Consider the following 23,134-nt stretch of genomic DNA (forward strand, 5'->3'; position numbering starts at 1 on the left):
ACTTTGCGAAGTGCGTTGACCGGCATCGGGTCCGGTGGGGACGATTGCACGACATCGTCCGCCAGCTCTCGCAAAGGATCAGCTATGAACCTGCGACTTCTCGGATCCGGATCCGACCATGGAGCTTGCCCCGCCGTGTATGCGACCGACACCGGCGTGCTCGTGGTGCAGGGCGATGCCACCGACCGCACGGGCACGGTGCGTGTACCGCACCAATTGCTGGACTGGCTGGAACCAGGCATGTGGCTACGGGTGGAGCCGAGTGGAACCTGCGGATCGGTGCTGGTGGCCGGCGAACCGGTCACCGACCCCGAACTGCTCGCCCAGTTGACCCTCGACTGTCACGAAACCGCCGTGGTGGTGCGCTGATGCTGCACGTCGCCGGTGACCGCTGTTTCGAGCCGCTCTTTCGGGCGGCTCGATTCCGCGCTTTCCACTTGGAGGTGAGAGATCAGTACCTGATGGAGGACGAGCAGGAAGCGTTGCGCCGCTTCGATGCCGGAGTAGCGTACGAGCGAGAGGAACAGCCCGAGTCGTGGAAAGCCTGGGATGCTCTGATGGTCGAGTCGGCCACCCGCGGAGTCACGCTGGAGCGACTACGTGTCGTGACGGTCCCGCATACCGGCTACACCCGGTGGTTGTTGTCGGCGACCGACGACAACATCGCCACCGGCGAGGCGGTGCGCTGGCTACCGCGGCATCTGGTCGACGCGGCGGATCTGCCGCACGACGACTACTGGCTGTTCGACTCGGACACGGTGGCCTTCAACACCTTCGCCGAGAACGGGGCGTTCACCGGGCTGTCGATCAGTACTGATCCGGCGCTGGTCGCCCGGTACCTGCGGGTGCGGGAACGGCTGTGGCCCATGGGCATCGATCATCAACGATATTGCGAGAGTGAGCACGTACCCGAGTGAACGGTGTGTCGGACGCACGCGAGGTGCTGGGCGCGCGCCTGCGTGAACTTCGTCGCGCTGCCCACCTCACCGGCCTGGAGCTGGCCGCGAGGTGCGGCTGGCATTCGAGCAAGGTCTCCCGGATCGAGGGCGGCAAGCAGACGCCGTCGGAAGCGGACCTCGCCGCGTGGTGTGAAGCGTGCGGTAACACCGCCGTGCTGGACGATCTGGTCGCCAATGCGCGCAATCTGCAGTCGATGTACCTGGAATGGCAGCGCACCGTCGCCTCCGGGCACGCGCGCAGGCAACGGCAATCGATCCATTTGGAATCGCAGACCTCGCAGATCCGCTGGTACGCGCCGGACACGTTGCCGGGGCTGCTGCAAACCGAGGGCTACGCGCGCGCGATCCTGACCGCCTGCATCGCGGTGACCGGTGGGCGCGACGACCTGGAAGAAGCGGTGGCCGCGCGCATGACCCGTAAGCAGGTGCTCTTCCGGGCGAAACACCGGTTCCACTTCGTGGTCAACCAGGCCGCGCTCTGGCGCACGGTCGGCGACGCGATCGTCATGGCCGAGCAACTCGCCCACCTGCTCGCGGTGATGGCCAACCCGACTGTGCGGTTGGGCATCATCCCGATCTGCGCCGAGTACCGCGCCCCCGCGACGAACTTCGTCATCTACGACCGCTCACAGGTGCTGACCGAGACGGTCTCGGCGGAGCTGACCATCACGCGCCCGTCCGAGATCGCGCTGCACGAGAAGACCTTCGCGATCCTTGCCGACCAAGCCGAGTACGGCGATCGAGCCCGGGCGCTGATCGCGAAAGCGCTGCAAGGCCGGCGCGGCGCCTGAGTGCGTCGAGCCGTGAGACGACGATGCCGCCGCGGTCGTGCGGCGGCATCGGGGCGAGCGGGCCGGTCAGCGAACGAACGTCGCCGCCTGATCGGCGAGATCGAGCAACGGCTGCGGAAAGACACCGAGCGCGAACGTGATCGCCGCGGTGACCGCCACGATCGTCGTCGTCAGCGGCGGGCTGACCAGCAGCGGCGCGTCGGCGGGCGGGTCGGTGAAGAACATGAGCACGATGACCCGCAGGTAGAAGAACGCCGCGACGGCGCTGCAGATCACGCCGATGACGACCAGTGGCGCCGCGCCGCCCGAAGCGGCGGCTTCGAAGACGGTGAACTTGCTGACGAAGCCGCTGGTGAGCGGCAACCCCGCGAAGGAAAGCAGGAACAGCGCGAATACCGTTGCCAGCCAGGGTGATCTGCGGCCCAGACCCGCCCACCGTGGCAGGCCGGTGGCCTCGTCACCGTCCGGCTCGCGGACCGAGCTGACCACCGCGAACGCGCCGAGTGTGCCGATTCCGTAAGCCAGCAGATAGAACAGCACGGCCGCGACACCGCGGTCGTTGGCCGCCACCGGGCCGGTGAGCAGGAACCCGGCATGCGCCACCGAGGAATACGCAAGCATTCGTTTGACGTCGGTCTGCGTGATCGCCATGACCGCGCCGACGGCCATGGTGGCGATCGCGACGGCCGCGAGGATGGGCCGCCAGTCGTCGCGCAGACCGGGCACCGCGACCTGCAGCACACGCACCAACGCGCCGACCGCCGCGATTTTGGTGGCGGCGGCCATGAACCCGGTGATCGCGGTGGGAGCGCCCTGGTAGACGTCGGGCACCCAGGACTGGAACGGCACCGCGCCGATCTTGAACAGCAGGCCGACCGCGAGCATCGCGATCCCGAGGACCGCCAGCGTCGCGTTGTCCGGATGCTGGGCGATCGCGTCGGCGATGCCGCCGAGTCGCACCGTAGCCGCCTGGCCGTACAGCAGCGCGACGCCGTAGAGGAAGAACGCCGAGGAGAACGCGCCGAGCAGGAAGTACTTCAGCGCCGCCTCTTGGGAGAGCAACCGCTTGCGCCGGGCCAGACCGCACAGCAGATACAGCGGCAGCGACAGCACTTCGAGGGCGACGAACATGGTCAGCAGGTCATTGGACGCCGGGAACAGCAGCAATCCGCCGACGGCCAACAGCGTCAGGGGGAACACCTCGGTGGTCGCGACACCCGCGCGCAGCGCCGCGGCTTCGGTCGCGCTGCCGGGCACCGCCGAGGCCTGGGGCGTGAACGCGTCCACACCGCGTTCGAGGGTGGCGGCGGCTCGGCTCCAGGTTCCGGGGCCCGACCGCGCCCGCAGACGCGGCTCGGCTCCGCGCTCGGCGATGAACAGGATCCCGAGCAGCGACACCACCAGGATCGTGCCCTGCAGGAACAGCGTCACGCCGTCGATCGCGACCGCACCGGCGACAGCGGTGGATTCGGTGCCCGCCAGCAGCACCACCGCGATCAGCGCGGCGACCAAGCCGACCAGGCTCAGTACCAGATGGGTGGCATAGCGGTAGTGCCGGGCGACGAACGCTTCGGCCAGTACACCGAGTACGGCGGCGCCGAACACGATGAGCATGGGGGACAGGGCGCCGTATTCGATGCTCGGCGCGGGAACGCTCGCGGCGAGCGTCGCGGTGGAGGCGAGGTCGGTCATTTGTGGACACCTCCGGGATGGTGGGTCGATCCCGCTTCCGCCGGTGGTGTCGACGGTGCGGGGTCGGTCCGGCCGATGGTGGTGAGGGTCTGGCTCACCGCGGGATTGATGAAGTCGGTCAAGACTTTCGGGTAGATGCCGAGGAACAGCAGCGCGGCGATCAGCGGTACCACGACGGCGAGTTCGCGCGGGGCGAGATCCCAGATCCGCTCGTTGCCTTTCTTCACCGGTCCGGTCATCATCCGCTGGTAGAGCCACAGGACGTAGAGGGCAGCGAGCACCAGCGCGCTCGCGGCGATCACGGCGGCGAACTGGTAGCGGGTGAAGGTACCGATCAGCACCAGGAATTCGCTGACGAAGGGTGCGAGCCCGGGTAGCGAGAGCGTCGCGAGACCGGCGATGAAGAACGTGCCCGCCAGCACCGGGGCCACCTTCTGCACGCCGCCGTACTCGGCGATGAGCCGGGTTCCGCGCCGGGACACCAGGAACCCGGCCACCAGGAACAGTGCGGCGGTGGAGATGCCGTGATTGACCATGTACAGCGTCGCGCCGGTCTGCCCCTGGCTGGTCATGGCGAAGACGCCGAGGATGATGAAACCGAAGTGGGAGATCGAGGTGTAGGCGATCAGGCGCATCACGTCGGTCTGCCCGATGGCCAGCAGCGCGCCGTAGACGATGCCGATCACCGCGAGCGTGATCACCAGCGGCGCATAGGTGCTCGACGCGTCGGGGAACAGGGGCAGGCAGTAGCGCAGCATGCCGAAGGTGCCCACTTTGTCGACCACCGCCATCATCAGCACCGCGCTGGAAGGCGTGGCGGCGACGGCGGCGTCGGGCAGCCAGGTGTGCAGCGGCCACAAGGGCGCCTTCACCGCGAAAGCGAACATGAACCCGAGGAACAGGGCATTGAGCACCGCGGGACCCGCGCCGAGCTGCCCGGCGTTGGCGGCGGCGACCACGGTGCGGAAATCGAACGTGCCCGAGGACCCTTCGCCCAAACCTTCGCGGGCGGTGAGTACGTACAACCCGATGACCGCGGCCAGCATGATCAGCCCGCCGAACAGGTTGTACAGCAAGAACTTCACCGCCGCGCGCGAGCGCTGCCTGCGCACCAGCGCGTCGCCGGTGCGCGGCCCGAACCCGCCGATGAGGAAGTACATCGGGATGAGCATCGCCTCGAAGAAGACGTAGAACAGCAGGATGTCCAAGGCGACGAAGGAGACCAGCACCATCGCCTCGACGAGCATGATGAGCGCGACGTAGGTGTGGGCCACCCGCTTGCCGCTGCCGACTTCGCGTTCGTCGTGCCAGCCCGCCAGGATCAGCAGGGGCACCAGTGCCGCGGTCAGCAGCACCAGCACCAGTGCGATGCCGTCCAGTCCGAGGGTGTAGCCGGCGCCGAACGCCGGAATCCACTGATGGGATTCGACGAACTGGTATTGCGCGCCGCCGGGATCGAAGCGCACCGCCAGCGCGATGCCGATACCGAGCGTGAGCACCGAGATGGCCAGTGCCACCGCGCGCGCGAGCGTGCGTCGCGCGGCGGGCAGCACGAGCACGATCGCCGCACCGACTACCGGCGCCAGCCACAGCGTCGTCAACCAGGGGAACTCGCTCACCACAACCTCACCGCCAGCAGGGCTGCGGCCACCAGGGCCGCGCCGGTGAACATGGACAGGGCATAGGAGCGCACGAAGCCGGACTGCACACGCCGGGCTCGTGCGGACAACCCGCCGATCAGCGCCGCGGTGCCGTTCACGACGCCGTCGATGCCGCGATTGTCTAGGAAGACCAGCGCCCGGGTGAGGTACTGTCCCGGCCGCATGAACGCCGTTTCGTTGACCGTGTCGCCGTAGAGGTCGCGGCGCGCCGCGACGGTGAGCGCGGAGACGGCTTCGGGTGCGGTCTCGGGGATGTCGCGCTGCGCGTATTGCGAGTAGGCCACCCAGACTCCGACGGCGACCACGCCCAGCGCCAGGATGGTGACCAGCGCCGCGGGAACGGCTTCGGTGCCGTGGTGGGCGCCCACGACCGGTTCGAGCCAGTTCTGCAGCGAGGAGCCGAAGACGAACACCGCGCCCGCCCCGATCGAGCCGAGGGCGAGCAGGATCATCGGCCCGGTCATCACCGCGGGGGCTTCGTGCGGGTGGGTGTCCGGTTTCCAGCGCCGTTCGCCGAAGAACGTCATCAGCATGACCCGCGTCATGTAGAACGCGGTCAGTCCCGCGCCCAGCAGCGTGACCAGTCCCAAGGCGACTCCACCGAGACCGCCTTGGTTGAACGCCGCCTCGATGATCCGGTCTTTGGAGAAGAATCCGGCGAACGGCGGAACACCGATGATGGCGAGGTAGCCGAGGCCGAAGGTGACGTAGGTGATCGGCAGCAGGGTGCGCAGTCCGCCGTAGCGGCGCATGTCGGTTTCGTCGTTCATCGCGTGCATCACCGAACCGGCGCCGAGGAACAGCCCGGCCTTGAAGAACCCGTGGGTGAGCAGATGCATGATGGCGAAGGCGTATCCGGCGGGGCCGAGTCCGGCGGCCAGCACCATGTAGCCGATCTGGCTCATGGTGGAGGCGGCGAGCGCCTTCTTGATGTCGTCCTTCGCGCAGCCGATGATCGCGCCGAACAGCAGGGTGACCGCGCCGACCAGCACCACGCCGAGGCGCGCGTTCGGTGCGAGGTCGAAGATCGCGTTGGAGCGCGCGATCAGGTACACGCCCGCGGTGACCATGGTTGCCGCGTGGATGAGCGCCGACACCGGGGTGGGGCCTTCCATCGCGTCACCGAGCCAGGATTGCAGCGGCACCTGCGCGGACTTGCCGCACGCGGCCAGCAGCAGCAACAGGCCGATCGCGGTGAGTGTGCCCTCGCCCGCGGCGGACGCGGCGCCGAACACGACGTCGAAGTCGATCGACCCGAACGTCGCGAACATGACCATCATCGCGATCGCCAAGCCCATGTCGCCGACCCGGTTGACGACGAAGGCCTTCTTGGCCGCCGTTGCCGCCGAGGGCTTTTCGTGCCAGAACCCGATCAGCAGGTAGGAGGCCAGGCCGACGCCCTCCCAGCCGAGGTAGAGCACGAGGTAGTTGTTCGCCAGGACCAGCAGCAGCATGGCCGCGAGGAAGAGGTTCAGGTAGGCGAAGAACCGCCGCCGAGCCGGATCGTGGCTCATGTAGCCGATCGAGTAGATGTGGATCAACGAGCCGACGCCGGTGATCAGCAGCGCGAAACAGATCGACAGCTGATCGAGTCGCAGCGAGAAGTCGACCTGGAGACCGGCTACCGGAACCCAGCTGAACAAATCCTCGCGCACCGCGCGGTCGGCGGTGTCGCGCCCGAGCATGTCGGCGAACGCGAGCGCGGCGACCACGAACGAGGCCAGGGCCAGCGCGGTGCCGAGCAGATGGCCCCACTTGTCGGCGTAACGTCCGGTCAGCAGCAGGACGATCGCGCCCGCCAGGGGGAGGGCGGGCAGCAGCCACAGCGTTGCGGTGTCCACGTCAGAACTTCAGCAGGTTGGCGTCGTCGACCGAGGTCGAGCGGCGGGTGCGGAAGATGGTCATGATGATGGCCAGGCCGACGACCACCTCGGCCGCGGCGACCACCATCGTGAAGAACGCGAACACCTGTCCGTCGAGGTTGGCGTGCATCCGGGCGAAGGTGACGAACGCGAGGTTCACCGCGTTGAGCATCAACTCGATGCACATGAACACGACGATGGCGTTGCGCCGCAGCAGCACTCCGGCCGCGCCGATCGTGAACAGCAGGGCGGACAGGAACAGGTAGTTCTCGGGATTCACCGGTTGCCTTCCTCGTCGCTGGGTGTGTCGGCCGCGTCCGCCGCGGGCGTGGTGCCGACCGAGATGACGGCCGCTTCGGTGAGCGCCCTGGTGCGGCGGTGCCGCAGGATGGTGCTGACCGACAGTTCCTCGAACGACCCGTCGGGCAGCCGCGCGGGGATGTCCACCGCGTTGTGCCTGGCGTAGACGCCGGGGGTGGGCAGTGGTGTGGCGCGGTGGCCCTTCTCACGGAAGCGGCGGCGCGACAGTTCACGCTGATCGGTGCGGGGGCCGAAGTGCTCGCGGTGCGCGAGCACCATGGCGCCGATGGTTGCGGTGATCAGCAGGGCGCCGGTGAGTTCGAAGGCCCACACGTAGCGCAGGAAGATCAGTTCGGCCAATTCGGCGATCACGTTGCGGCCGGGGAAACCGTTGGCGGGGAAGGTGGTTCCGGATTCGCGTACGCCGTGGGCGATGCCGCCGCTGAGCAGCAGCCCGAAGCCGATGCCTACCGCGGCGGCGGCGAGTCGCTGGCCGCGGATGGTCTCTTTGAGCGATTCGGCGGAGTCGACGCCGACGAGCATCAGCACGAACAGGAAAAGCATCATGACCGCGCCGGTGTAGACCACGATCTGCACGATGCCGAGGAACAGTGCGTCCTGGGCGATGTAGAACGCGGCCAGCGCGATCATCGTGGCGGCCAGGCACAGTGCGGAGTGCACGGCCTTGGGGGCGAACACCATGCCGAGCGCGCCGAGCACGGCGATAGGGGCCAGGATCCAGAATTGGACGGTCTCGCCGGTGGATGCGCGGGTCAGTGGCTCCGCGGCCAGGATCAGTTCGGTCATCGTGTCACTCCTTCCGCGCCGGCGGCGGCGGGTTTGCGGAGCGCGTCGGTCGCCGTGGCACCGCTGGTGGCAGGCGCGCCGGGCACCCGGCCGAGGTAGTAGTCGGCCTCGTCGGCGCCGGGGTGCATGGCGTGCGGCGGTGGGGTCATCCCGGGCTGCAACGGGGCGAGCAATCGGTCCTTCTCGTAGATCAGGTCGGCCCGGTTGTCATCGGTCATCTCGTAGTCGTTGGTCATCGTCAGCGCCCGGGTGGGGCAGGCTTCGATGCACAGGCCGCAGCCGATGCAGCGCAGGTAGTTGATCTGATAGACCCGGCCGTATCGTTCACCGGGCGAGAACCGTTCGGTCTCGGTGTTGTCGGCGCCCTCGACGTAGATCGCGTCGGCGGGGCAGGCCCATGCGCACAGCTCACAGCCGATGCACTTCTCCAAGCCGTCGGGATGCCGGTTGAGCTGGTGTCTGCCGTGGTAACGCGGCGCGGTCGGCGTCTTCTGCTCGGGATAGAACTCGGTGTTCGGCTTCTTGAACATGGTGCCCGCGGTGACCGCGAACCCGCCCAGTGGATCGAACAGCCCGGCTTTGGTGCGGGTGGCGTCGCGTGTGTGCGCGTCGGCGGGCAGCGGCGGAACCGGGAAGCCGAGGAAGACCGTCGACTCGGGGGAATCCGCGGTCACGGGTTGCTCGACCGGTGGCGGCGCCGCCTGCGCCCGGCCCGCCCGCAGGAATTGCAGCACCAGCAGACCGGTGACCACCAAGCCGCCGATCACCAGGATGGGGGTTTGCACCCGATAGCCCTCGGCCTGCAACACCCGTGCGGTGGCCACCACCATGACCCAAGCCAGCGAGGTCGGGATCAGCAGTTTCCAACCGAGGTTCATGAACTGGTCGTAGCGCAGCCGGGGCAGTGTGCCGCGCAGCCAGATGAACACGAACAGGAACGTCCAGACCTTCGCGGTGAACCACAGCACCGGCCACCAACCGGAATTGGCGCCGTCCCACATGTTCAGCGGCCACGGGGCGTGCCAGCCACCCAGGAACAAGGTGGTGGCCAGCGCGGACACCGTTCCCATGTTGACGTACTCGGCCAGCATGAACATGGCGAACTTGAGCGAGGAGTACTCGGTGTGGAAGCCGCCGACCAGCTCGCCCTCGGCCTCCGGCAGGTCGAACGGCGCCCGGTTGGTCTCGCCGACCATCGAGACGCAGTAGATCAGGAACGACGGCAGCAGCAGGAAGACATACCAGGTGCCTTCCTGCGCGGACACGATGCCGGAGGTGGCCATCGTGCCCGCGAGCAGGAACACCGTCGCGAAGCACAGCGCCATCGCGATCTCGTAGGAGATGACCTGCGCGGTCGAGCGCAACCCGCCCAGCAGCGGATAGGTCGAGCCCGACGACCATCCGGCCAGCACGATGCCGTAGACGCCGATGGAGGTGATCGCGAGGATGTACAGCACCGCCACCGGCAGATCGGTGAGCTGCAACGGCGTGATGACACCGAAGAACGACACCTCGGGCCCGAAGGGGATCACCGCGAACGCCATGAAGGCGGGCACCACCGAGATGACCGGCGCCAGGATGTAGATCGGCTTGTCCACGATCGCCGGGACGATGTCCTCCTTGAGGGCCATCTTCACGCCGTCGGCGATGCTCTGCAACGAGCCGAACGGCCCGGTCCGGTTGGGGCCGATCCGCATTTGCATGCGTGCCACGATCTTTCGTTCCGCGAGCACGGCGATCAGCGGAATCAGCATCAGGTAGACGAAGACGGCCAGCGCCTTGACGATCACCAGCCACAAAGGGTCGTGCCCGAAGCCGGCGGGCGCGTAGGGATCGGAGGCGGCGCGGGTAACCGTGGAGGTCAAGGCGAGCGCGGCGAGATCACTCATGACGGTGCTCCTTCATCCTCTCGTCGGCGTGCCGCAGATGCACGATCGCGCCGGGCTGCACGGCGAGTTGCTCGGCGATGGAGCAGCCGGGCGAGTGCTGCGGCAGCCAGACCACCCGGTCGGGCAGGTCGCTGATCATCAGCGGGAGCGTGACCGTGCCGCGGCTGGTGGCGACCGTGACCGGGTCGTCGGGTTGTACGCCGATCTCGGCGGCGGTGGCGGCCGACAGGCGCACCACCGGGGGCCGGGCGATGCCGGCCAGATTCGGTTCGCCGTCCTGCATCCGGCCTTCGTCCAGCAGCATGCGCCAACTGGCGAGCACCGCCGTTCCCGGCTCGAGCCGCGGCAACGGGTTCGGCCCGTGCGTGGGGGCGGTGACGGGTGCGCCGTCCCACGCGCCGAGTTCGGCGAGTTCGGCGCGGGCGGATTCGATGTCGGGCAGGCCGAGGCGCACCGACATCTCTTCGGCGATGGCGTGCAGCACGCGCTGATCCGACAGCGGCGCGGTCTGGCGGCGCACCATGTCGTCACCGAGCGCGGCGGCGAACGGGCGCGGCCTGCCCTCCCAGGTGCGGAAGGTGCCGGATTTCTCCATGGCCGCGGCTACCGGGAAGACCACGTCGGCGCGTTCGGTGACCGGGCTGCGGCGCAGTTCCAGACTTACCACGAACCTGGCCGCGTCGATCGCGGCCAGCGCTGCGGCCGGATCGGGCAGGTCGGCGACATCGACTCCGCCGATGACCAGCGCGCCGAGGCCGGAGGCGGCCTCCAGGATCGCCGTGGTGTCCCGGCCCGCGCCGACGGGCAGCTCCGGCACGTTCCAGACAGCGCGGACCTGTTGGCGGGCACGGGGATCGGCGACGGGCCTGCCGCCGGGAAGCAGGCCGGGCATGGCGCCCGCTTCGACCGCGCCACGTTCGCCTGCCCGGCGCGGCACCCAGGCGAGGGCGGCCGAGGTTTCGTCGGCGAGGCGCACCGCGGCCGACAGCGCGCCCGCGACGCCCGCCATCCGCTCGCCGACCATGATCACCGCACCGGGTTCGCGCAGCAGCCGGGCCAGATCGGCCAGCTGGGCGGGATCCGCGCCGGGCGTGGTGATCTCGCCGGTGCGGATGGCGTCGAGCAGATGCGGTTCGGCGCCCGGCACGGCGCGCATCAGCCGTCCGGACATGCGCTCGAGCCCGCGCGAGGAGTACGGCGCGAGCGAGTAGATCGGCAGGCCGCGCTTGCGGGCCGCCTTGCGCAGGCGCAGGTAGACGATCGGCGATTCTTCCTCGGGTTCGAATCCGACGAGCAGGACGACCGGTGCGGCTTCCATGCTGTCGTAGGTGACCGCGCCGTCCTGGCCCGCGACGCGGGCGGCGAGGAAATCGGCCTCCTCGGCAGAATGCGCGCGGGAGCGGAAGTCGACATCGTTGGTGCCGAGGGCGACTCGCGCGAACTTCGCGTAGGCGTAGGCGTCCTCCTCGGTGACCCGGCCGCCGACCAGCACGCCGGCGTTGCCGAAGGACGCGGCCAGCCCCTCCGCGGCCGCGGCCAGCGCTTGCGACCACGAGGCGGGGGCGAGTTCGCCGTCCCAGCCGCGCACCAGGGGGGTGGTGAGCCGGTCGGGTCCGGTGGCGTAGGCGAAAGCCCACCGGCCCTTGTCGCAGTTCCACTCCTCGTTGACCTGCGGGTCGTCTCCGGCCAGCCTGCGCAACACCTTGCCGCGCCGGTGGTCGGTGCGCTGGGCGCAGCCGGAGGCACAGTGCTCGCAGACGTTCGGGCTGGACACCAGGTCGAACGGGCGCGCGCGGAATCGGTAGGCGGTGCCGGTGAGCGCGCCGACGGGGCAGATCTGCACGGTGTTGCCGGAGAAATAAGAATCCAGCGGTTCGGCCTGCGCGGTGCCGACCTGTTGCAGCGCGCCGCGATCCATCAGTTCGATGAACGGGTCGCCCGCGATCTGCTGGGAGAAACGGGTGCAGCGGGCGCAGAGTACACAGCGTTCCCGGTCCAGCAGCACGGCCGTGGACAGCGGAATCGGTTTGGGATAGGTGCGTTTGCGGCCGTCGAACCGGCTTTCGGCGCGGCCGGTGGACATCGCCTGGTTCTGCAACGGGCACTCGCCGCCCTTGTCGCACACCGGACAGTCCAGCGGATGGTTGATCAGCAGCAGCTCCATCACGCCCTCCTGCGCCTTGTCGGCGGCGGGGGAGGTGAGCTGGGTGCGCACCACCATGCCGTCGGCGACGGCCATGGTGCAGGAGGCGACCGGCTTGCGCTGCCCTTCGACTTCGACCAGGCATTGACGGCATGCGCCGACCGGGTCGAGCAGTGGATGGTCGCAGAAGCGGGGGATCTGGATGCCGATGAGCTCGGCGGCCCGGATCAGCAGTGTGCCGGGCGGCACGCTGACGGCGGTGTCGTCGATGGTCACGGTCACCAGGTCGGCGGGCGTGGGCCCGCCGTTGTTGTCACGCACGGCGGCAGGCCCGTTCGCCGCCCGGCCGCCACCCCTGATCGAATCGCTCCGCGATACCGGTTTCATCGGACCTCTTCTCCTGACTCGGCCCATGCCGTGCTGCGCGCCGGGTCGAACGGGCAGCGGCCCAGCCGCAGGTGTTCGACGTACTCCTCGCGGAAGTACTTCAGCGAGGAGATGATCGGGCTGGCCGCGCCGTCGCCGAGGGCGCAGAACGACTTGCCGTTGATGGTGTCGCTGATGTCGAGCAGCTTGTCCAGGTCGGATGCGACGCCGGTGCCCGCCTCGATACGGTGCAGCAGCTGCACCAGCCAGTAGGTGCCCTCCCGGCATGGGGTGCACTTGCCGCAGGACTCGTGGGCGTAGAACTCCGTCCAGCGCAGCACGGCGCGCACCACGCAGGTGGTGTCGTCGAAGATCTGCAAGGCTTTGGTGCCGAGCATGGATCCCGCACCCGCGACGCCTTCGTAGTCGAGCGGCACGTCGAGGTGTTCCTCGGTGAACAGCGGCGTGGACGAGCCGCCCGGAGTCCAGAACTTCACCCGATGCCCGGCGCGCACGCCACCGGCGTAGCCGAGTAGTTCGCGCAGCGTCACGCCCAGCGGGGCCTCGTACTGCCCGGGCCGGGTGACGTGACCCGACAGCGAATAGAGCGTGAAGCCGGGCGAGCGCTCGCTGCCCATGGAGCGGAACCACGCGATGCCGTTGCGGATGATGGGCGGCACGCTGGCGATGGACTCGACGTTGTTCACCACGGTCGGGCAGGCGTACAGACCCGCGACGGCGGGGAACGGCGGGCGCAGCCGAGGCTGGCCGCGGCGCCCTTCCAGCGAGTCCAGCAGTGCGGTCTCCTCACCGCAGATGTAGGCGCCCGCGCCCGCGTGCACGATCAGCTCGAGGTCGTAGCCGGAGCCGAGGATGTCATGACCGAGGAAGCCCGCCTGGTAGGCCTGGGCCACCGCGGCCTGTAGCCGCCGCAGCACCGGAACCACCTCGCCGCGCACGTAGATGAACGCGTGCGCCGCGCGGATGGCGTAGGCGGCGATGACGACGCCTTCGATCAGCGCGTGCGGGGCGGCCAGCATGAGCGGAATGTCTTTGCAGGTGCCTGGTTCCGATTCGTCGGCGTTCACCACCAAGTAGTGCGGTTTGGTGACGCCGTCGGGACCCGGCCCCTGCGGGATGAAACTCCATTTCATGCCGGTGGGGAAGCCCGCGCCGCCGCGCCCGCGCAGGCCCGCGTCCTTGACGGTCTGGATGATCTGATCCGGGTCCGTCCGCAGGGCGGTGCGCAGCGCCTGGTAGCCGTCGTGGCGCAGGTAGGTGTCCATCGTCCAGGACTGCGGATCGTCCCAGTAGGTGCTCAGCACCGGGGTGAGCGTCATCGCCTGCCCTCCGCGTCCTCTTCCGGCGCGGGGGCGCGCATGCCCTGTTCGCGGGCCACCCGCAGGCCGGCGAGTGTCGCGTCACCGGCCGCGCCGTCGAGCACACCGGGGCGCTCGTCGGGGAAACCGGCGAGGATGCGGGCGGTCTGCTTGAACGTGCACAGCGGCGCGCCCCTGGTCGGGGTGACCTGCTGTCCGGCTCGCAGCGCGTCCACCAGCGCCCGCGCGGACTCGGGGGTCTGGTTGTCGAAGAACTCCCAGTTGACCATGACGACCGGCGCGAAGTCGCAGGCCGCGTTGCACTCGACGTGCTCCAGCGTGATCGATCCGTCCGCGGTGGTCTCGCCGTGCCCGATGCCGAGGTGGCGCTCGAGTGCGGCGAGGATGGCGTCGCCGCCCATGACCGCGCAGAGCGTATTGGTGCAGACGCCGACGTGGTAGTCGCCGGTCGGTGTGCGCCGGAACATCGAGTAGAAGGTGGCGACCGCGGTGACTTCGGCGCCGGTCAAGCCCAATTGCTCGGCGCAGAACTCGATTCCGGTGCCGGTGACGCAACCCTCCTCGGACTGCACCAGGTGCAGCAGGGGCAGTAGCGCCGAGCGCGGATGCGGATAGCGCGCGATGATCTCCTTGGCGTCGGTTTCGAGCCGTTCGCGCACGAAGGGCTGGTACGGCTCGGGCCGGGCGCTGAGCTTCAGCAGGACCCGTGTGCCACCGGTCCCGTAGCCACCGTTCGGGGTATCGCCGTCTGTTGCCGGGTTCATCGGTCCACTCCGCCCATGACGGGGTCGATGCTGGCGACCGAGGCGATGACGTCGGCGACCATGCCGCCCTCGCACATCGCCGCGACCGCTTGCAGATTGGTGAACGAGGGGTCGCGGTAGTGCACGCGGTAGGGCCGGGTGCCGCCGTCGCTGACCATGTGCACGCCGAGCTCGCCGCGCGGTGACTCGACGGCCGCGTACACCTGGCCGGCCGGAACGCGGATGCCTTCGGTGACCAGCTTGAAATGGTGGATCAGGCCCTCCATGGACCTGCCCATGATCTTGCCGATGTGCTCGGGAGAGTTGCCGAGTCCGTCGGCGCCGAGTTGCAGGTCGGCGGGCCAGGCGATCTTCTTGTCGTCGATCATGACCGGGCCGGGCCGCAACCGGTCCAGGCACTGCTCGACGATCTTCAACGATTCCTTCATCTCTTCCACCCGGATGACGTAGCGGCCGTAGCAGTCGCATCCGGTGGTGATGGGAACGTCGAATTCGTAATTCTCGTAGCCGCAGTAAGGCTGGGCTTTGCGCAGGTCGTGCGGCAGGCCGGTGGCGCGCAGCACCGGGCCGGTGATGCCGAGGGCCATGCAGCCCTGCAGGTCGAGATAGCCGATGTTCTGGGTGCGGGCCTTCCAGATCGGGTTGGCGGTGAGCAGGCGCTCCATATCGCGCAGCCGTTCGGGCAGCAGCGCGAGCAGTTCGCGCACCTTGGTGACGCCGTTGTCGGGGAGGTCCTGAGCCAGGCCGCCGGGGCGGATGAACGCGTGATTCATCCGCAGGCCGGTGATCGTCTCGAACACGTCGAGGATCAGCTCGCGTTCGCGGAAGCCGAACAGCATCGGCGTCAACGCCCCGAGCTCCATGCCGCCGGTGGCCAGGGCGACCAGGTGCGAGGAGATGCGGTTGAGTTCCATCAGCAGCACGCGGACGATGGTGGCGCGCTCGGGGATCTGCTCGGTGATGTCGAGCAGTTTCTCCACGCCAAGGCAGTACGCCGTCTCGTTGAAGAACGGCGACAGGTAGTCCATCCGGGTGACGAACGTGACGCCCTGGGTCCAGTTGCGGAATTCGAGATTCTTCTCGATCCCGGTGTGCAGGTAGCCGATTCCGCAGCGGGCCTCGGTGACCGTCTCGCCTTCGATCTCGAGGATCAGGCGCAGCACACCATGGGTGGACGGATGCTGCGGACCCATGTTGACGACGATGCGTTCTTCGCCCGCGCCGGACAGCGTCTCGGCCACCTGGTCCCAGTCCTGGCCTGCGACGGTGACCGTGGCGGGCTCGGGCGCGGTGACCTCGGGTTCGGTGTCGGTGTCGCTCATCAGCTGTATGCCCTCCGCTCGTCGGGCGGCGGGATGCGCGCGCCCTTGTATTCGACCGGGATCCCGCCGAGCGGGTAGTCCTTGCGCTGGGGGTGACCGCGCCAGTCGTCCGGCATGGTGATCCGGGTCAGCGAGGGGTGCCCGTCGAACCGGATGCCGAAGAAGTCGTAGGTCTCGCGCTCATGCCAATCGGTGGTCGGATACACCTCGTAGAGCGAGGGGATGTACGGGTCCGCGTCCGGTGCGGAGACCTCCACGCGTAGACGGCGGTTATGCGTGATCGACATGAGGTGGTAGACGGCGTGCAGTTCACGGCCGGAGTCCTCCGGGTAGTGCACGCCGTCGACGCCGAGGCAGAGCTCGAATCGCAGTGCGGGATCGTCGCGCAACGCGCGGGCCACCGTGGGTAGATGCTCCCGGCGCACGTGCAGAGTGAGTTCGCCACGGAAGACGATCACCTTCTCGAGCGCGGCGTCCGAGCGGACGCCCGTGGCGGCGAGCGCGGCGTGGAGCGCGGCGACCAGCTCGTCGAAGTACCCGCCGTAGGGGGCGGGCGTGCCGCCGGGCAGGGTGACGGGGCGGACCAGGCGGCCGTAGCCAGAAGTGTCGCCGGTGCCGGTGACGCCGAACATGCCGCGGCGCACGCCGATCACGTCGGCCTCCGCCGGCCTGGAATCCTCCTCGGGCAGTGTGCCTTCGGGGCCCGCGGTGGCGGCGGCATCGATCGCGTCGTGCGCGGGCGGTGTTTCGGTGTCGTCGGGGGTGTCGAAGGTCATCGCAGCAGACCCTCCATCCGGATTGTCGGCGTCGAGGCGAGCGCGGCCTGTTCGGCGGCGCGAATGGCTTCCTCGCGGTTGACGCCGAGCGGCATCTGTTGAATCTTGGCGTGCAATGCCAGGATCGCGTTCAGCAGCATCTCCGGCCGGGGCGGGCAGCCGGGCAGATAGATGTCCACCGGCACCACGTGATCGACGCCCTGCACGATGGCGTAGTTGTTGAACATCCCGCCGGAGGAGGCGCAGACGCCCATCGCCAGCACCCATTTGGGTTCGGTCATCTGGTCGTAGACCTGGCGCAGCACCGGAGCCATCTTCTGACTCACCCGGCCCGCGACGATCATCAGATCGGCCTGCCGCGGCGAGGCGCGGAAGGCCTCCATGCCGAAGCGGGCGATGTCGAAACGGCCCCCGCCGGTGGCCATCATCTCGATGGCGCAGCAGGCGAGCCCGAAGGTGGCCGGCCACAGGGAGCCCTTGCGCAGGTATCCGGCGAAATCCTCGACGGTGCTCAGCAGGAAGCCGCTGGGCAGTTTTTCCTCGAGACCCATGTTCTACTGACTCGCTTCCACTCGTCGGCTACGAATTCGGCTGCGCGGTGGTCAGTCCCAGCTGAGCCCACCCCGTCGCCATTCGTAGGCGTAGGCCACCGAGACGTTGACGATGAACAACGCCATCGCGGCCAGACCGAAGAGACCGAGCGCATCGAAGTGGACTGCCCACGGGTAGAGGAACACGATCTCGATGTCGAAGATGATGAACAACATGGCGGTGAGGTAGTACTTCACCGGAAAGCGTTGCCCGGTAACGTTTCCCGGTCCGCCCGCCACGGCATGCGGCGTGGGTTCGATACCGCATTCGTAGGGTTCCAGCTTTGCCCGGTTTCGTCGTTTCGGGCCGACCAGGGCGGACAGGACGATGGAGAACAGCGCGAACGCCGCCGCGATCGCGCCGAGTACGAGTGTCGGCACCTCGATGTTCACGACTGCACTTCCCCTCCTTGCGAGCGGCAGCTGACAACAGCGTCCGAGGCGGGCTGACGTCGTTGTCCGCCTCGGCCAGACTCGCCCCTCGGCTCCACCCGGGGACGGTCATGACCGGATCCGTCTCCGTGTGAGGTAGGGCACAGCCTACAACTGAACCGGCGGCCCGCACCGCGTTTGGCGACGTCGTTTGATCGAATTCAGTACAAGCATTTATGACCGAAACGGTGGTAATCCGCGCGAGGGGTCCGCACCGTTGGGTGAACGGTCAGTTGGAAACGTTGAGGTGTCGGGTACGGCGACGTCAAATGTGGTCCCGAGCGGGTTCGCAGTCGGAAAAAGGCGGCAAACTGCGCGGCGAACAACGGCGCCGAGGGCGGCGCGGTCGAGGGTCGCTTACCGGCGGTCCGGGCGCGGCGGCGCGCCCGGGTGAATTAATTCATGATCGCTATGAATCGCTGGCGGGTTCAGGCCGCGGAGCGGCTGCGCAGCAGATCCACGACGGCCTCGGTGAGCCGGAGCGGATCGATGGGATGCGCCACCGCTGCCTCCGCGCGCGACCAGCTGGCAAGCCATGCGTCGTCGGCCCTGCCGGTGAGCACCAGCAGCGGCGGGCACGGATCGACTTCGTCCTTCAACTGCTTCGCGATGCCGAGCCCGCCGACGGGGGCGGCCTCGCCGTCGAGCACGGCCAAGTCGATGCCGCCGGCGTCCAGCTGCGCGATCACCACGGGAGCGGTGGCGACCTCCAGGTACTCGAACTCCGGTAGCTCTGCGCTCGGACGCTTGCCCAAGGCCTGGATCACCTGGCGCCTGGTGTCGGCGTCGTTGCTGTACACGAGGACCCGCAGTGGGGTGGAACGAGTGGAATCGGCCACGAACGGCATGGTACGTCCGCGAGGGCATACCGCGTGGCAGGTTCGGCGCAGATGGTTCACACGCGTCGTGCGCGGCGCGTCACCAGTGCGGTCGTCCGGCGAAAGCCGATGGCAAGCAGTTGATAAGGATCTGCCGGTAAAGTCCGGCCAATGCGGGGAGATATCACGCAGGCCCTCGTCGACACCGACGTATGGACCGATGAAATGCTCGGCAGCGCCGGGATTCCGGTGTTCGACGTACCGTTCGTGACCATCGGCAGCGGGATCGGATCGTTCGTCACCTACGACACGCTCCGGATCTTCGGCGTGCCCGCCGAAGCGATGGCGGTGCTCGGTCCGCAGGAGCACCCGTGGACCTCCTACGAGTACCTCACCAGGGTGTCGCAGATCCCCCGTGGCGAACGCCTGCGCAGCGACTCGGCCTCCACGCCGGACAACATCTGGGGCTTTCCGTCCTACGCGGTGCGGGAGGCGATCGCGGACAAGTCGATCAAGCCGCTGTGGAACGTCTTCGTCGAGCCGATCTTCGCCAACTACTACACCCCGCGTGCGGGCCAGGCGTTCGCCTCCATGGAGCGGGAATTCCACCGCATCGGCTATGCCCGCTCGCTGCACCGCGGGCACGTGCGCATGGTCCGCAAGCGCAACGGCGGCGGATACTTCACCATCCTCACCCCGCCCGCGGGTTCGGCACCGACCAAGCGGGTCGCTTTCCGCAGCACGTATGTCCATGTCGCCGTCGGCTATCCGGGGCTGAAGCTGCTGCCGGATCTGCAGGAGTATCGCGAGACCCATCGTGATCCGACCCGTGTGGTCAATGCCTACGAGCCGCACGAGCACGTCTACCAGGCGCTCCAGCGGCGGCCCGGCACGGTGCTGATCCGTGGCAGCGGGATCGTGGCCAGCCGCGTCCTGCAACGGCTCATCGACGACCGGGACAAATACCGGCTCGACACCCGGATCCTGCACCTGTTCCGCACGTATATCGCGGGCTCGCACGGCAAGAACATCTTCAGCAGGCGCAAGGGCGGCGACGGATGGGCCTACCAGGGTTTCAACTATCCGAAGTCGGTGTGGGGCGGTCAGCTCAAGCAGAAGGTGCGACGACTGCAAGGCGAGGAACGGGCGCGCGCGTACAAGGAGATCTCCGGCACCAACACCCCCATCCGCGACAACTGGCAGGAACAGTTGCGCCGTGGCCGCCGGGAGGGGTGGTACCAGGTGATGGCCGGCACGATGCGCGCTCCGCGTCCTGCCGCTGGACGGCAAGGCGTGGTCGCCACGATTCTTCCGGATTCCAGCGCGCCCTTGCCTTTTCCGCCGCCGACGCAACCGTTCGACACGACCGTCGACTACATCATCGACTGCACGGGGTTGGAAGCCGACGTCCGGGAGCACCGGCTGTTGGCAGACCTGCTCGACCACACCGGCGCGGGCCGTAATCCGCTCGGTCGGCTGGACGTGGACACGACTTTCGAGCTGATCGGCACCCGCAGCGGCACAGGACGGATATACGCCTCCGGCAGCGCGACGCTCGGCGGGCCGTTCGCCGGGGTGGACACCTTCCTCGGCTTGCAGATCGCCGCGCAGGAGATCGCCGACGACCTGGCCGCGGTCGGGTTCTGCCGCAGGATGGGGCCGCTGCGCTCGACGCGGCAATGGTGGCTGTGGGTTACGAACGAGAAGATCTGAGCGATGCTTCCTACCTTGAACGGGCGAATCCAGACCCGTCTGCTCGCGCTGAGCGTGATCGGCTTCGTCGTCGCGCTGCTCATCACCCCGTTCCTGCCGACCGGGTCCTCGAGCATCGGTCAGGCGTACCGGGTGACGTTGTCGGTGCTGCTGGCGACCGTTCTGGTCGGTGTGCTCTGGGAACTGCTCTACCACCTGCTCCAACAGTTCCGCTGGGAGAAGGACTGGCCGACCTTGTTCGGTCTGGTCACCATCCTCAACGAGGGAGCGCTGATCTGGGTGCTCGTGCGCTACACCACGGTGGTGCTGTCCGAGCATCTGCGTCCGCCGCTCGCTGCCTTCCTCATCCAGTTCGTCGTCACATGGATCGCCTTCTGGCTCATCGTGAACGGGCCGATGCGGGTGGTCTTCCATCGGTGGCGCTTCCAAGGCGGCCGGTTCCTGTGAGCGCGCAGATCGAGGTGTTGCCCGGCACCCACCTGGTGGCGAGCGCGAATGGCGCGGTCGTGGTCGTCGCGCACCGGGGCGACGGGCTCCTCACGGCGGACACGGTCGCTGCCCGCACGATGACGGCGCTGCTGGACATCGTTCGCGAAGCCGTCGCGCGCGACCGGCGCCGCAGCGGGCGCGCGGTGGCGCGACTGGCCACGACCTGGCTGATGGGCCTGTCCAACGGCGAGGAGGAGGAAGTCGAATTCGGGGTGATCACGCCGGTGGACCAAGGTCTCGCGGTGTTTCTGCACGGTGGGGTCACCGCGGTGCTCGCCGGTCCGGGCCACACGGAGGTGCTGCGCGGCCGGGACGCCGGATTCACCGTCGACCGCATGGTGACGCCCGCACCCGGCAGCGGCGCCGGGTTGTTCGTGGACGAGGCGGGTTGGACCGCGGAATCGCTACCGGGGCGGGGGATTCTGTCGCTGGATGCGGGCGCCGCGCCAGGGTCCGGCGCGGTGCTGTGGTCGGGCGCGATCGGTGATGAGCCGGACCGCCACGGTGACGCCGAGTCCCCGCGGCGACCGCACGCCGGATCCGCGCCGCCATCTCCCGCCGAGCCCCGGCCGGAGCCGCCGCACGTCGCGCCACGACCGGCGGCCGAACCGCATCGCCTCGAGGATCGGCCGCCGATGCCGGATCAGATGCCGCAACCGATTCGCACCGCCGGACCGCAGGCGATGCCGCAACCACACCGGCCGGGCGGGCAGGCGGGTTCCGAGGCGTCCGAAGCGCAACCACGACGGGCGCCGAGCCTGCGGAAGGGCGAGGAGTCCGGCGATGCTGCGACGGAAGTCGATCTCCAAGCGCCGGCGCGGCGGGCCACGCCACGCGAAGGCGTGACGCCCCCGGCGGCGCAGCCCGTACCACCGGCGCCGGACCAGAGCCCAGCGCGGCCCGCGCACCGCACCGATCGGGATCACGCGATCGCCAACGACGCGAATCTCGCCGAGACGATGGTTCCCTCGACCGGCGTCGTCGCCGACGCGCTCGGGTCGACCGGCTCGAACGCGCTGGGACATCGCGTGATCGTGCCGGGTTTCCAATGCGCCCGGCATCATCACAACGATCCTCGGGTGTCGTTCTGCGCGGTCTGCGGGATCCGGATGGATCAGCTCACCTGCGTGCTCAGCGAAGGGGTGCGCCCACCGCTCGGTGTGTTGCTACTGGACGACGGCACGTCGTTCGTCCTGGACAGCGACTGCGTTCTCGGCCGCGAACCGGAGCATTCGGACGCGGTCGCGCGTGGCGCGCGCCCGGTGCGGCTGGAGGACAGCTCGGGCGGAATGTCGCGGGCGCATGCGGAGATCCGCCTCGTCGACTGGGATGTCACGGTCGTGGACGGCGGTTCCACCAACGGCACCCACATTCGTCATCCCGGACGCCAGGACTGGGTCCGAGCGGTCCCCGGCCAGCCGATCGTCCTCGCACCCGGAGCCCAGATCCAACTGGGCGGCCGCGTGCTCACCTTCGACTCTCAGCACGGCCAGCTGTAGCCGAGGACGGCGTCGCTCAGGTGTGGCGGAAACGGATGATGCCCGACCAGGGGGTGCGCATGGGTTTGCGGGGGTCGGGCTGGGGGAGATAGGTGAAGGGACGTAGGTACCAAGGTGCGCGGTGGAACTTGCGGGCGTGCAGCAGCAGGCTTTCCAGTTCGATCGGCTGCCAGCCGAGGTCTTCGAAGAAGCGGACGCCGTTGGGGGGTTCGAACTGCATCGGCGCGTTGGCGAAGGTGTCGCCGGAGCGCATCTTGCGCATGCCCAGACTCAGGTCCAGCAGCCACCAGGCGATCTCAGGGCGGGCCAGTGCGGTCGCGAGATCGGTGACCGTCGGCGGGTCGAGGTACATCAGCAGCCCCTCGGTGAGCACCAGGGCCTTGGACGCGCCGGTGGCGCTCGGGCCGATCGCGCCGAGCGCCTCGTCGAGGAACTTCATCCGCGCGTCCGGGTCGGCGAGATCGACCGCGCGGCGGATGAGCACGCAGTGCGGCGTCTCGCCGGCGAGGGCGCTGTCCTTCTCGGCGACGATCTCGGGGAGGTCGGCCTCGATCCAGAGCAACTCGTCGGGCAGATCGAGCCGGTAGGGGCGAGCGTCCAGACCGGCGGCGAGGTTGAGGACGCGGTCGCAGCCCTCGCCGATCGCGGTGGCTATGAGGTCATCGATCAGTTTGGTCCGCGTGACGATTGGCCACCCGTCGCGCATCACCGCAGGCGCGTTGTCGGCGATGGCGTGGCCGCGTTCGCCGGCCAGCCGGTCGGCGAGCGGATCGCGGAACAGCGCGTCCGGGCGGATCGTCTCGCGTGCCCGGTAGGCCGCGACCCAGCGCGCGGTGTCCGAGACGTTGGACGGAACATCCCCTCGGGTCATGCGAGTCAGTCTGTCATATCCGTCCAGTCGGTTTCCGTGGCGGCTGTGGT

General features: G+C 68.5%; 21 protein-coding genes. 6 read left to right on the forward strand and 15 right to left on the reverse strand.

Translation table 11 applies throughout. The annotated features are described in order from the left end of the window. Window positions 1–135: 135 nt before the first annotated feature. Genes ACWESM_RS34280 through ACWESM_RS34290 form a run of 3 tightly spaced genes read left to right on the forward strand, consistent with a single transcriptional unit; the run spans window position 136 to window position 1,750 of the window. A complete protein-coding gene (locus ACWESM_RS34280; RefSeq protein ID WP_355074014.1) occupies window positions 136–369 on the forward strand; it encodes a hypothetical protein in 234 nt (77 codons plus the stop codon). Further along, on the forward strand, window positions 369–917 hold the full coding sequence (locus tag ACWESM_RS34285) for a DUF6879 family protein (RefSeq protein ID WP_355074012.1): 549 nt from the start codon (window positions 369–371) through the stop codon (window positions 915–917). Before ACWESM_RS34280 ends, ACWESM_RS34285 begins: the two co-directional genes overlap by 1 nt. A 5-nt stretch (window positions 918–922) precedes the next feature. Beyond that, a complete protein-coding gene (locus ACWESM_RS34290) occupies window positions 923–1,750 on the forward strand; it encodes a helix-turn-helix domain-containing protein (protein WP_364426432.1) in 828 nt (275 codons plus the stop codon). 66 nt (window positions 1,751–1,816) lie between these two features. On the opposite strand, the gene nuoN is transcribed toward ACWESM_RS34290, so the two are convergent. The 14 genes from nuoN to ACWESM_RS34360 all read right to left on the reverse strand — a co-directional run bounded on the left by nuoN (window position 1,817) and on the right by ACWESM_RS34360 (window position 18,542). Then, window positions 1,817–3,442, reverse strand: coding sequence for an NADH-quinone oxidoreductase subunit NuoN (nuoN, locus tag ACWESM_RS34295; RefSeq protein WP_452495308.1), 1,626 nt, complete (start codon window positions 3,440–3,442; stop codon window positions 1,817–1,819). Beyond that, a complete protein-coding gene (locus tag ACWESM_RS34300; protein WP_452495310.1) occupies window positions 3,439–5,061 on the reverse strand; it encodes an NADH-quinone oxidoreductase subunit M in 1,623 nt (540 codons plus the stop codon). Before ACWESM_RS34300 ends, nuoN begins: the two co-directional genes overlap by 4 nt. Continuing rightward, window positions 5,058–6,944 (reverse strand): NADH-quinone oxidoreductase subunit L, encoded by a 1,887-nt coding sequence (gene nuoL, locus ACWESM_RS34305; protein WP_364426423.1) that lies wholly within the window; start codon window positions 6,942–6,944, stop codon window positions 5,058–5,060. Before nuoL ends, ACWESM_RS34300 begins: the two co-directional genes overlap by 4 nt. Window position 6,945: 1 nt before the next feature. Next, window positions 6,946–7,245, reverse strand: a complete 300-nt coding sequence (gene nuoK / locus ACWESM_RS34310) for an NADH-quinone oxidoreductase subunit NuoK (RefSeq protein WP_355074002.1) — start codon at window positions 7,243–7,245, stop codon at window positions 6,946–6,948. Then, complete coding sequence (locus ACWESM_RS34315; RefSeq protein ID WP_355074000.1) at window positions 7,242–8,072, reverse strand: NADH-quinone oxidoreductase subunit J; 831 nt, start codon at window positions 8,070–8,072, stop codon at window positions 7,242–7,244. Before ACWESM_RS34315 ends, nuoK begins: the two co-directional genes overlap by 4 nt. Then, window positions 8,069–9,961, reverse strand: coding sequence for an NADH-quinone oxidoreductase subunit NuoH (gene nuoH, locus ACWESM_RS34320; RefSeq protein WP_397277908.1), 1,893 nt, complete (start codon window positions 9,959–9,961; stop codon window positions 8,069–8,071). The genes ACWESM_RS34315 and nuoH overlap by 4 nt, the downstream gene beginning before the upstream one ends. After that, the gene (locus ACWESM_RS34325) at window positions 9,954–12,491 is read right to left on the reverse strand and encodes an NADH-quinone oxidoreductase subunit G (protein ID WP_452495313.1); all 2,538 of its coding nucleotides are present in this window, start codon (window positions 12,489–12,491) and stop codon (window positions 9,954–9,956) included. Before ACWESM_RS34325 ends, nuoH begins: the two co-directional genes overlap by 8 nt. Then, complete coding sequence (nuoF, locus tag ACWESM_RS34330) at window positions 12,488–13,810, reverse strand: NADH-quinone oxidoreductase subunit NuoF (RefSeq protein WP_355073997.1); 1,323 nt, start codon at window positions 13,808–13,810, stop codon at window positions 12,488–12,490. The genes ACWESM_RS34325 and nuoF overlap by 4 nt, the downstream gene beginning before the upstream one ends. Continuing rightward, on the reverse strand, window positions 13,807–14,574 hold the full coding sequence (gene nuoE, locus ACWESM_RS34335) for an NADH-quinone oxidoreductase subunit NuoE (protein ID WP_452495315.1): 768 nt from the start codon (window positions 14,572–14,574) through the stop codon (window positions 13,807–13,809). The genes nuoF and nuoE overlap by 4 nt, the downstream gene beginning before the upstream one ends. Beyond that, window positions 14,571–15,896 (reverse strand): NADH dehydrogenase (quinone) subunit D, encoded by a 1,326-nt coding sequence (gene nuoD / locus ACWESM_RS34340; protein ID WP_379254450.1) that lies wholly within the window; start codon window positions 15,894–15,896, stop codon window positions 14,571–14,573. Before nuoD ends, nuoE begins: the two co-directional genes overlap by 4 nt. Next, complete coding sequence (locus ACWESM_RS34345; RefSeq protein ID WP_452495317.1) at window positions 15,896–16,672, reverse strand: NADH-quinone oxidoreductase subunit C; 777 nt, start codon at window positions 16,670–16,672, stop codon at window positions 15,896–15,898. The genes nuoD and ACWESM_RS34345 overlap by 1 nt, the downstream gene beginning before the upstream one ends. Beyond that, window positions 16,669–17,223, reverse strand: a complete 555-nt coding sequence (locus ACWESM_RS34350) for a NuoB/complex I 20 kDa subunit family protein (RefSeq protein WP_040866749.1) — start codon at window positions 17,221–17,223, stop codon at window positions 16,669–16,671. Before ACWESM_RS34350 ends, ACWESM_RS34345 begins: the two co-directional genes overlap by 4 nt. A gap of 51 nt (window positions 17,224–17,274) precedes the next feature. After that, window positions 17,275–17,655, reverse strand: coding sequence for an NADH-quinone oxidoreductase subunit A (locus ACWESM_RS34355; RefSeq protein WP_067807371.1), 381 nt, complete (start codon window positions 17,653–17,655; stop codon window positions 17,275–17,277). A gap of 467 nt (window positions 17,656–18,122) precedes the next feature. Beyond that, window positions 18,123–18,542 carry an Rv3143 family two-component system response regulator gene (locus ACWESM_RS34360; protein ID WP_452495319.1) on the reverse strand — a complete coding sequence of 140 codons (420 nt, stop codon included), beginning with the start codon at window positions 18,540–18,542 and terminating at the stop codon, window positions 18,123–18,125. A gap of 141 nt (window positions 18,543–18,683) precedes the next feature. Here ACWESM_RS34360 and ACWESM_RS34365 point away from each other — a divergent pair, with 141 nt between their 5' ends. The 3 genes from ACWESM_RS34365 to ACWESM_RS34375 are packed head-to-tail and all read left to right on the forward strand — an operon-like array spanning window position 18,684 to window position 22,213. Next, window positions 18,684–20,225: a hypothetical protein gene (locus ACWESM_RS34365; protein ID WP_364426404.1), complete on the forward strand. Its 1,542-nt coding sequence runs from the start codon at window positions 18,684–18,686 to the stop codon at window positions 20,223–20,225. A 3-nt stretch (window positions 20,226–20,228) separates the two neighbouring features. After that, window positions 20,229–20,672: a hypothetical protein gene (locus tag ACWESM_RS34370; protein ID WP_452495321.1), complete on the forward strand. Its 444-nt coding sequence runs from the start codon at window positions 20,229–20,231 to the stop codon at window positions 20,670–20,672. Next, a complete protein-coding gene (locus ACWESM_RS34375; RefSeq protein ID WP_452495323.1) occupies window positions 20,669–22,213 on the forward strand; it encodes an FHA domain-containing protein in 1,545 nt (514 codons plus the stop codon). Before ACWESM_RS34370 ends, ACWESM_RS34375 begins: the two co-directional genes overlap by 4 nt. Before the next feature lie 16 nt (window positions 22,214–22,229). Here the strand turns inward: ACWESM_RS34375 and ACWESM_RS34380 are convergent, their stop codons facing one another. Next, complete coding sequence (locus ACWESM_RS34380) at window positions 22,230–23,084, reverse strand: class I SAM-dependent methyltransferase (protein ID WP_452495325.1); 855 nt, start codon at window positions 23,082–23,084, stop codon at window positions 22,230–22,232. Window positions 23,085–23,134 lie beyond the last annotated feature (50 nt).

The sequence above is a fragment of the Nocardia sp. NPDC003999 genome, from assembly GCF_053604885.1.

Bases quoted from the DNA above. Each gene is read 5' to 3' on its own strand.
- ACWESM_RS34285 (WP_355074012.1), top strand. From the start codon at position 369: ATGCTGCACGTCGCCGGTGACCGCTGTTTCGAGCCGCTCTTTCGGGCG.
- nuoN (WP_452495308.1), bottom strand. From the start codon at position 3,442: ATGACCGACCTCGCCTCCACCGCGACGCTCGCCGCGAGCGTTCCCGCG.
- ACWESM_RS34315 (WP_355074000.1), bottom strand. From the start codon at position 8,072: ATGACCGAACTGATCCTGGCCGCGGAGCCACTGACCCGCGCATCCACC.
- nuoH (WP_397277908.1), bottom strand. From the start codon at position 9,961: ATGAGTGATCTCGCCGCGCTCGCCTTGACCTCCACGGTTACCCGCGCC.
- ACWESM_RS34325 (WP_452495313.1), bottom strand. From the start codon at position 12,491: ATGAAACCGGTATCGCGGAGCGATTCGATCAGGGGTGGCGGCCGGGCG.
- nuoF (WP_355073997.1), bottom strand. From the start codon at position 13,810: ATGACGCTCACCCCGGTGCTGAGCACCTACTGGGACGATCCGCAGTCC.
- nuoE (WP_452495315.1), bottom strand. From the start codon at position 14,574: ATGAACCCGGCAACAGACGGCGATACCCCGAACGGTGGCTACGGGACC.
- nuoD (WP_379254450.1), bottom strand. From the start codon at position 15,896: ATGAGCGACACCGACACCGAACCCGAGGTCACCGCGCCCGAGCCCGCC.
- ACWESM_RS34345 (WP_452495317.1), bottom strand. From the start codon at position 16,672: ATGACCTTCGACACCCCCGACGACACCGAAACACCGCCCGCGCACGAC.
- ACWESM_RS34350 (WP_040866749.1), bottom strand. From the start codon at position 17,223: ATGGGTCTCGAGGAAAAACTGCCCAGCGGCTTCCTGCTGAGCACCGTC.
- ACWESM_RS34360 (WP_452495319.1), bottom strand. From the start codon at position 18,542: ATGCCGTTCGTGGCCGATTCCACTCGTTCCACCCCACTGCGGGTCCTC.
- ACWESM_RS34365 (WP_364426404.1), top strand. From the start codon at position 18,684: ATGCGGGGAGATATCACGCAGGCCCTCGTCGACACCGACGTATGGACC.
- ACWESM_RS34370 (WP_452495321.1), top strand. From the start codon at position 20,229: ATGCTTCCTACCTTGAACGGGCGAATCCAGACCCGTCTGCTCGCGCTG.
- ACWESM_RS34380 (WP_452495325.1), bottom strand. From the start codon at position 23,084: ATGACCCGAGGGGATGTTCCGTCCAACGTCTCGGACACCGCGCGCTGG.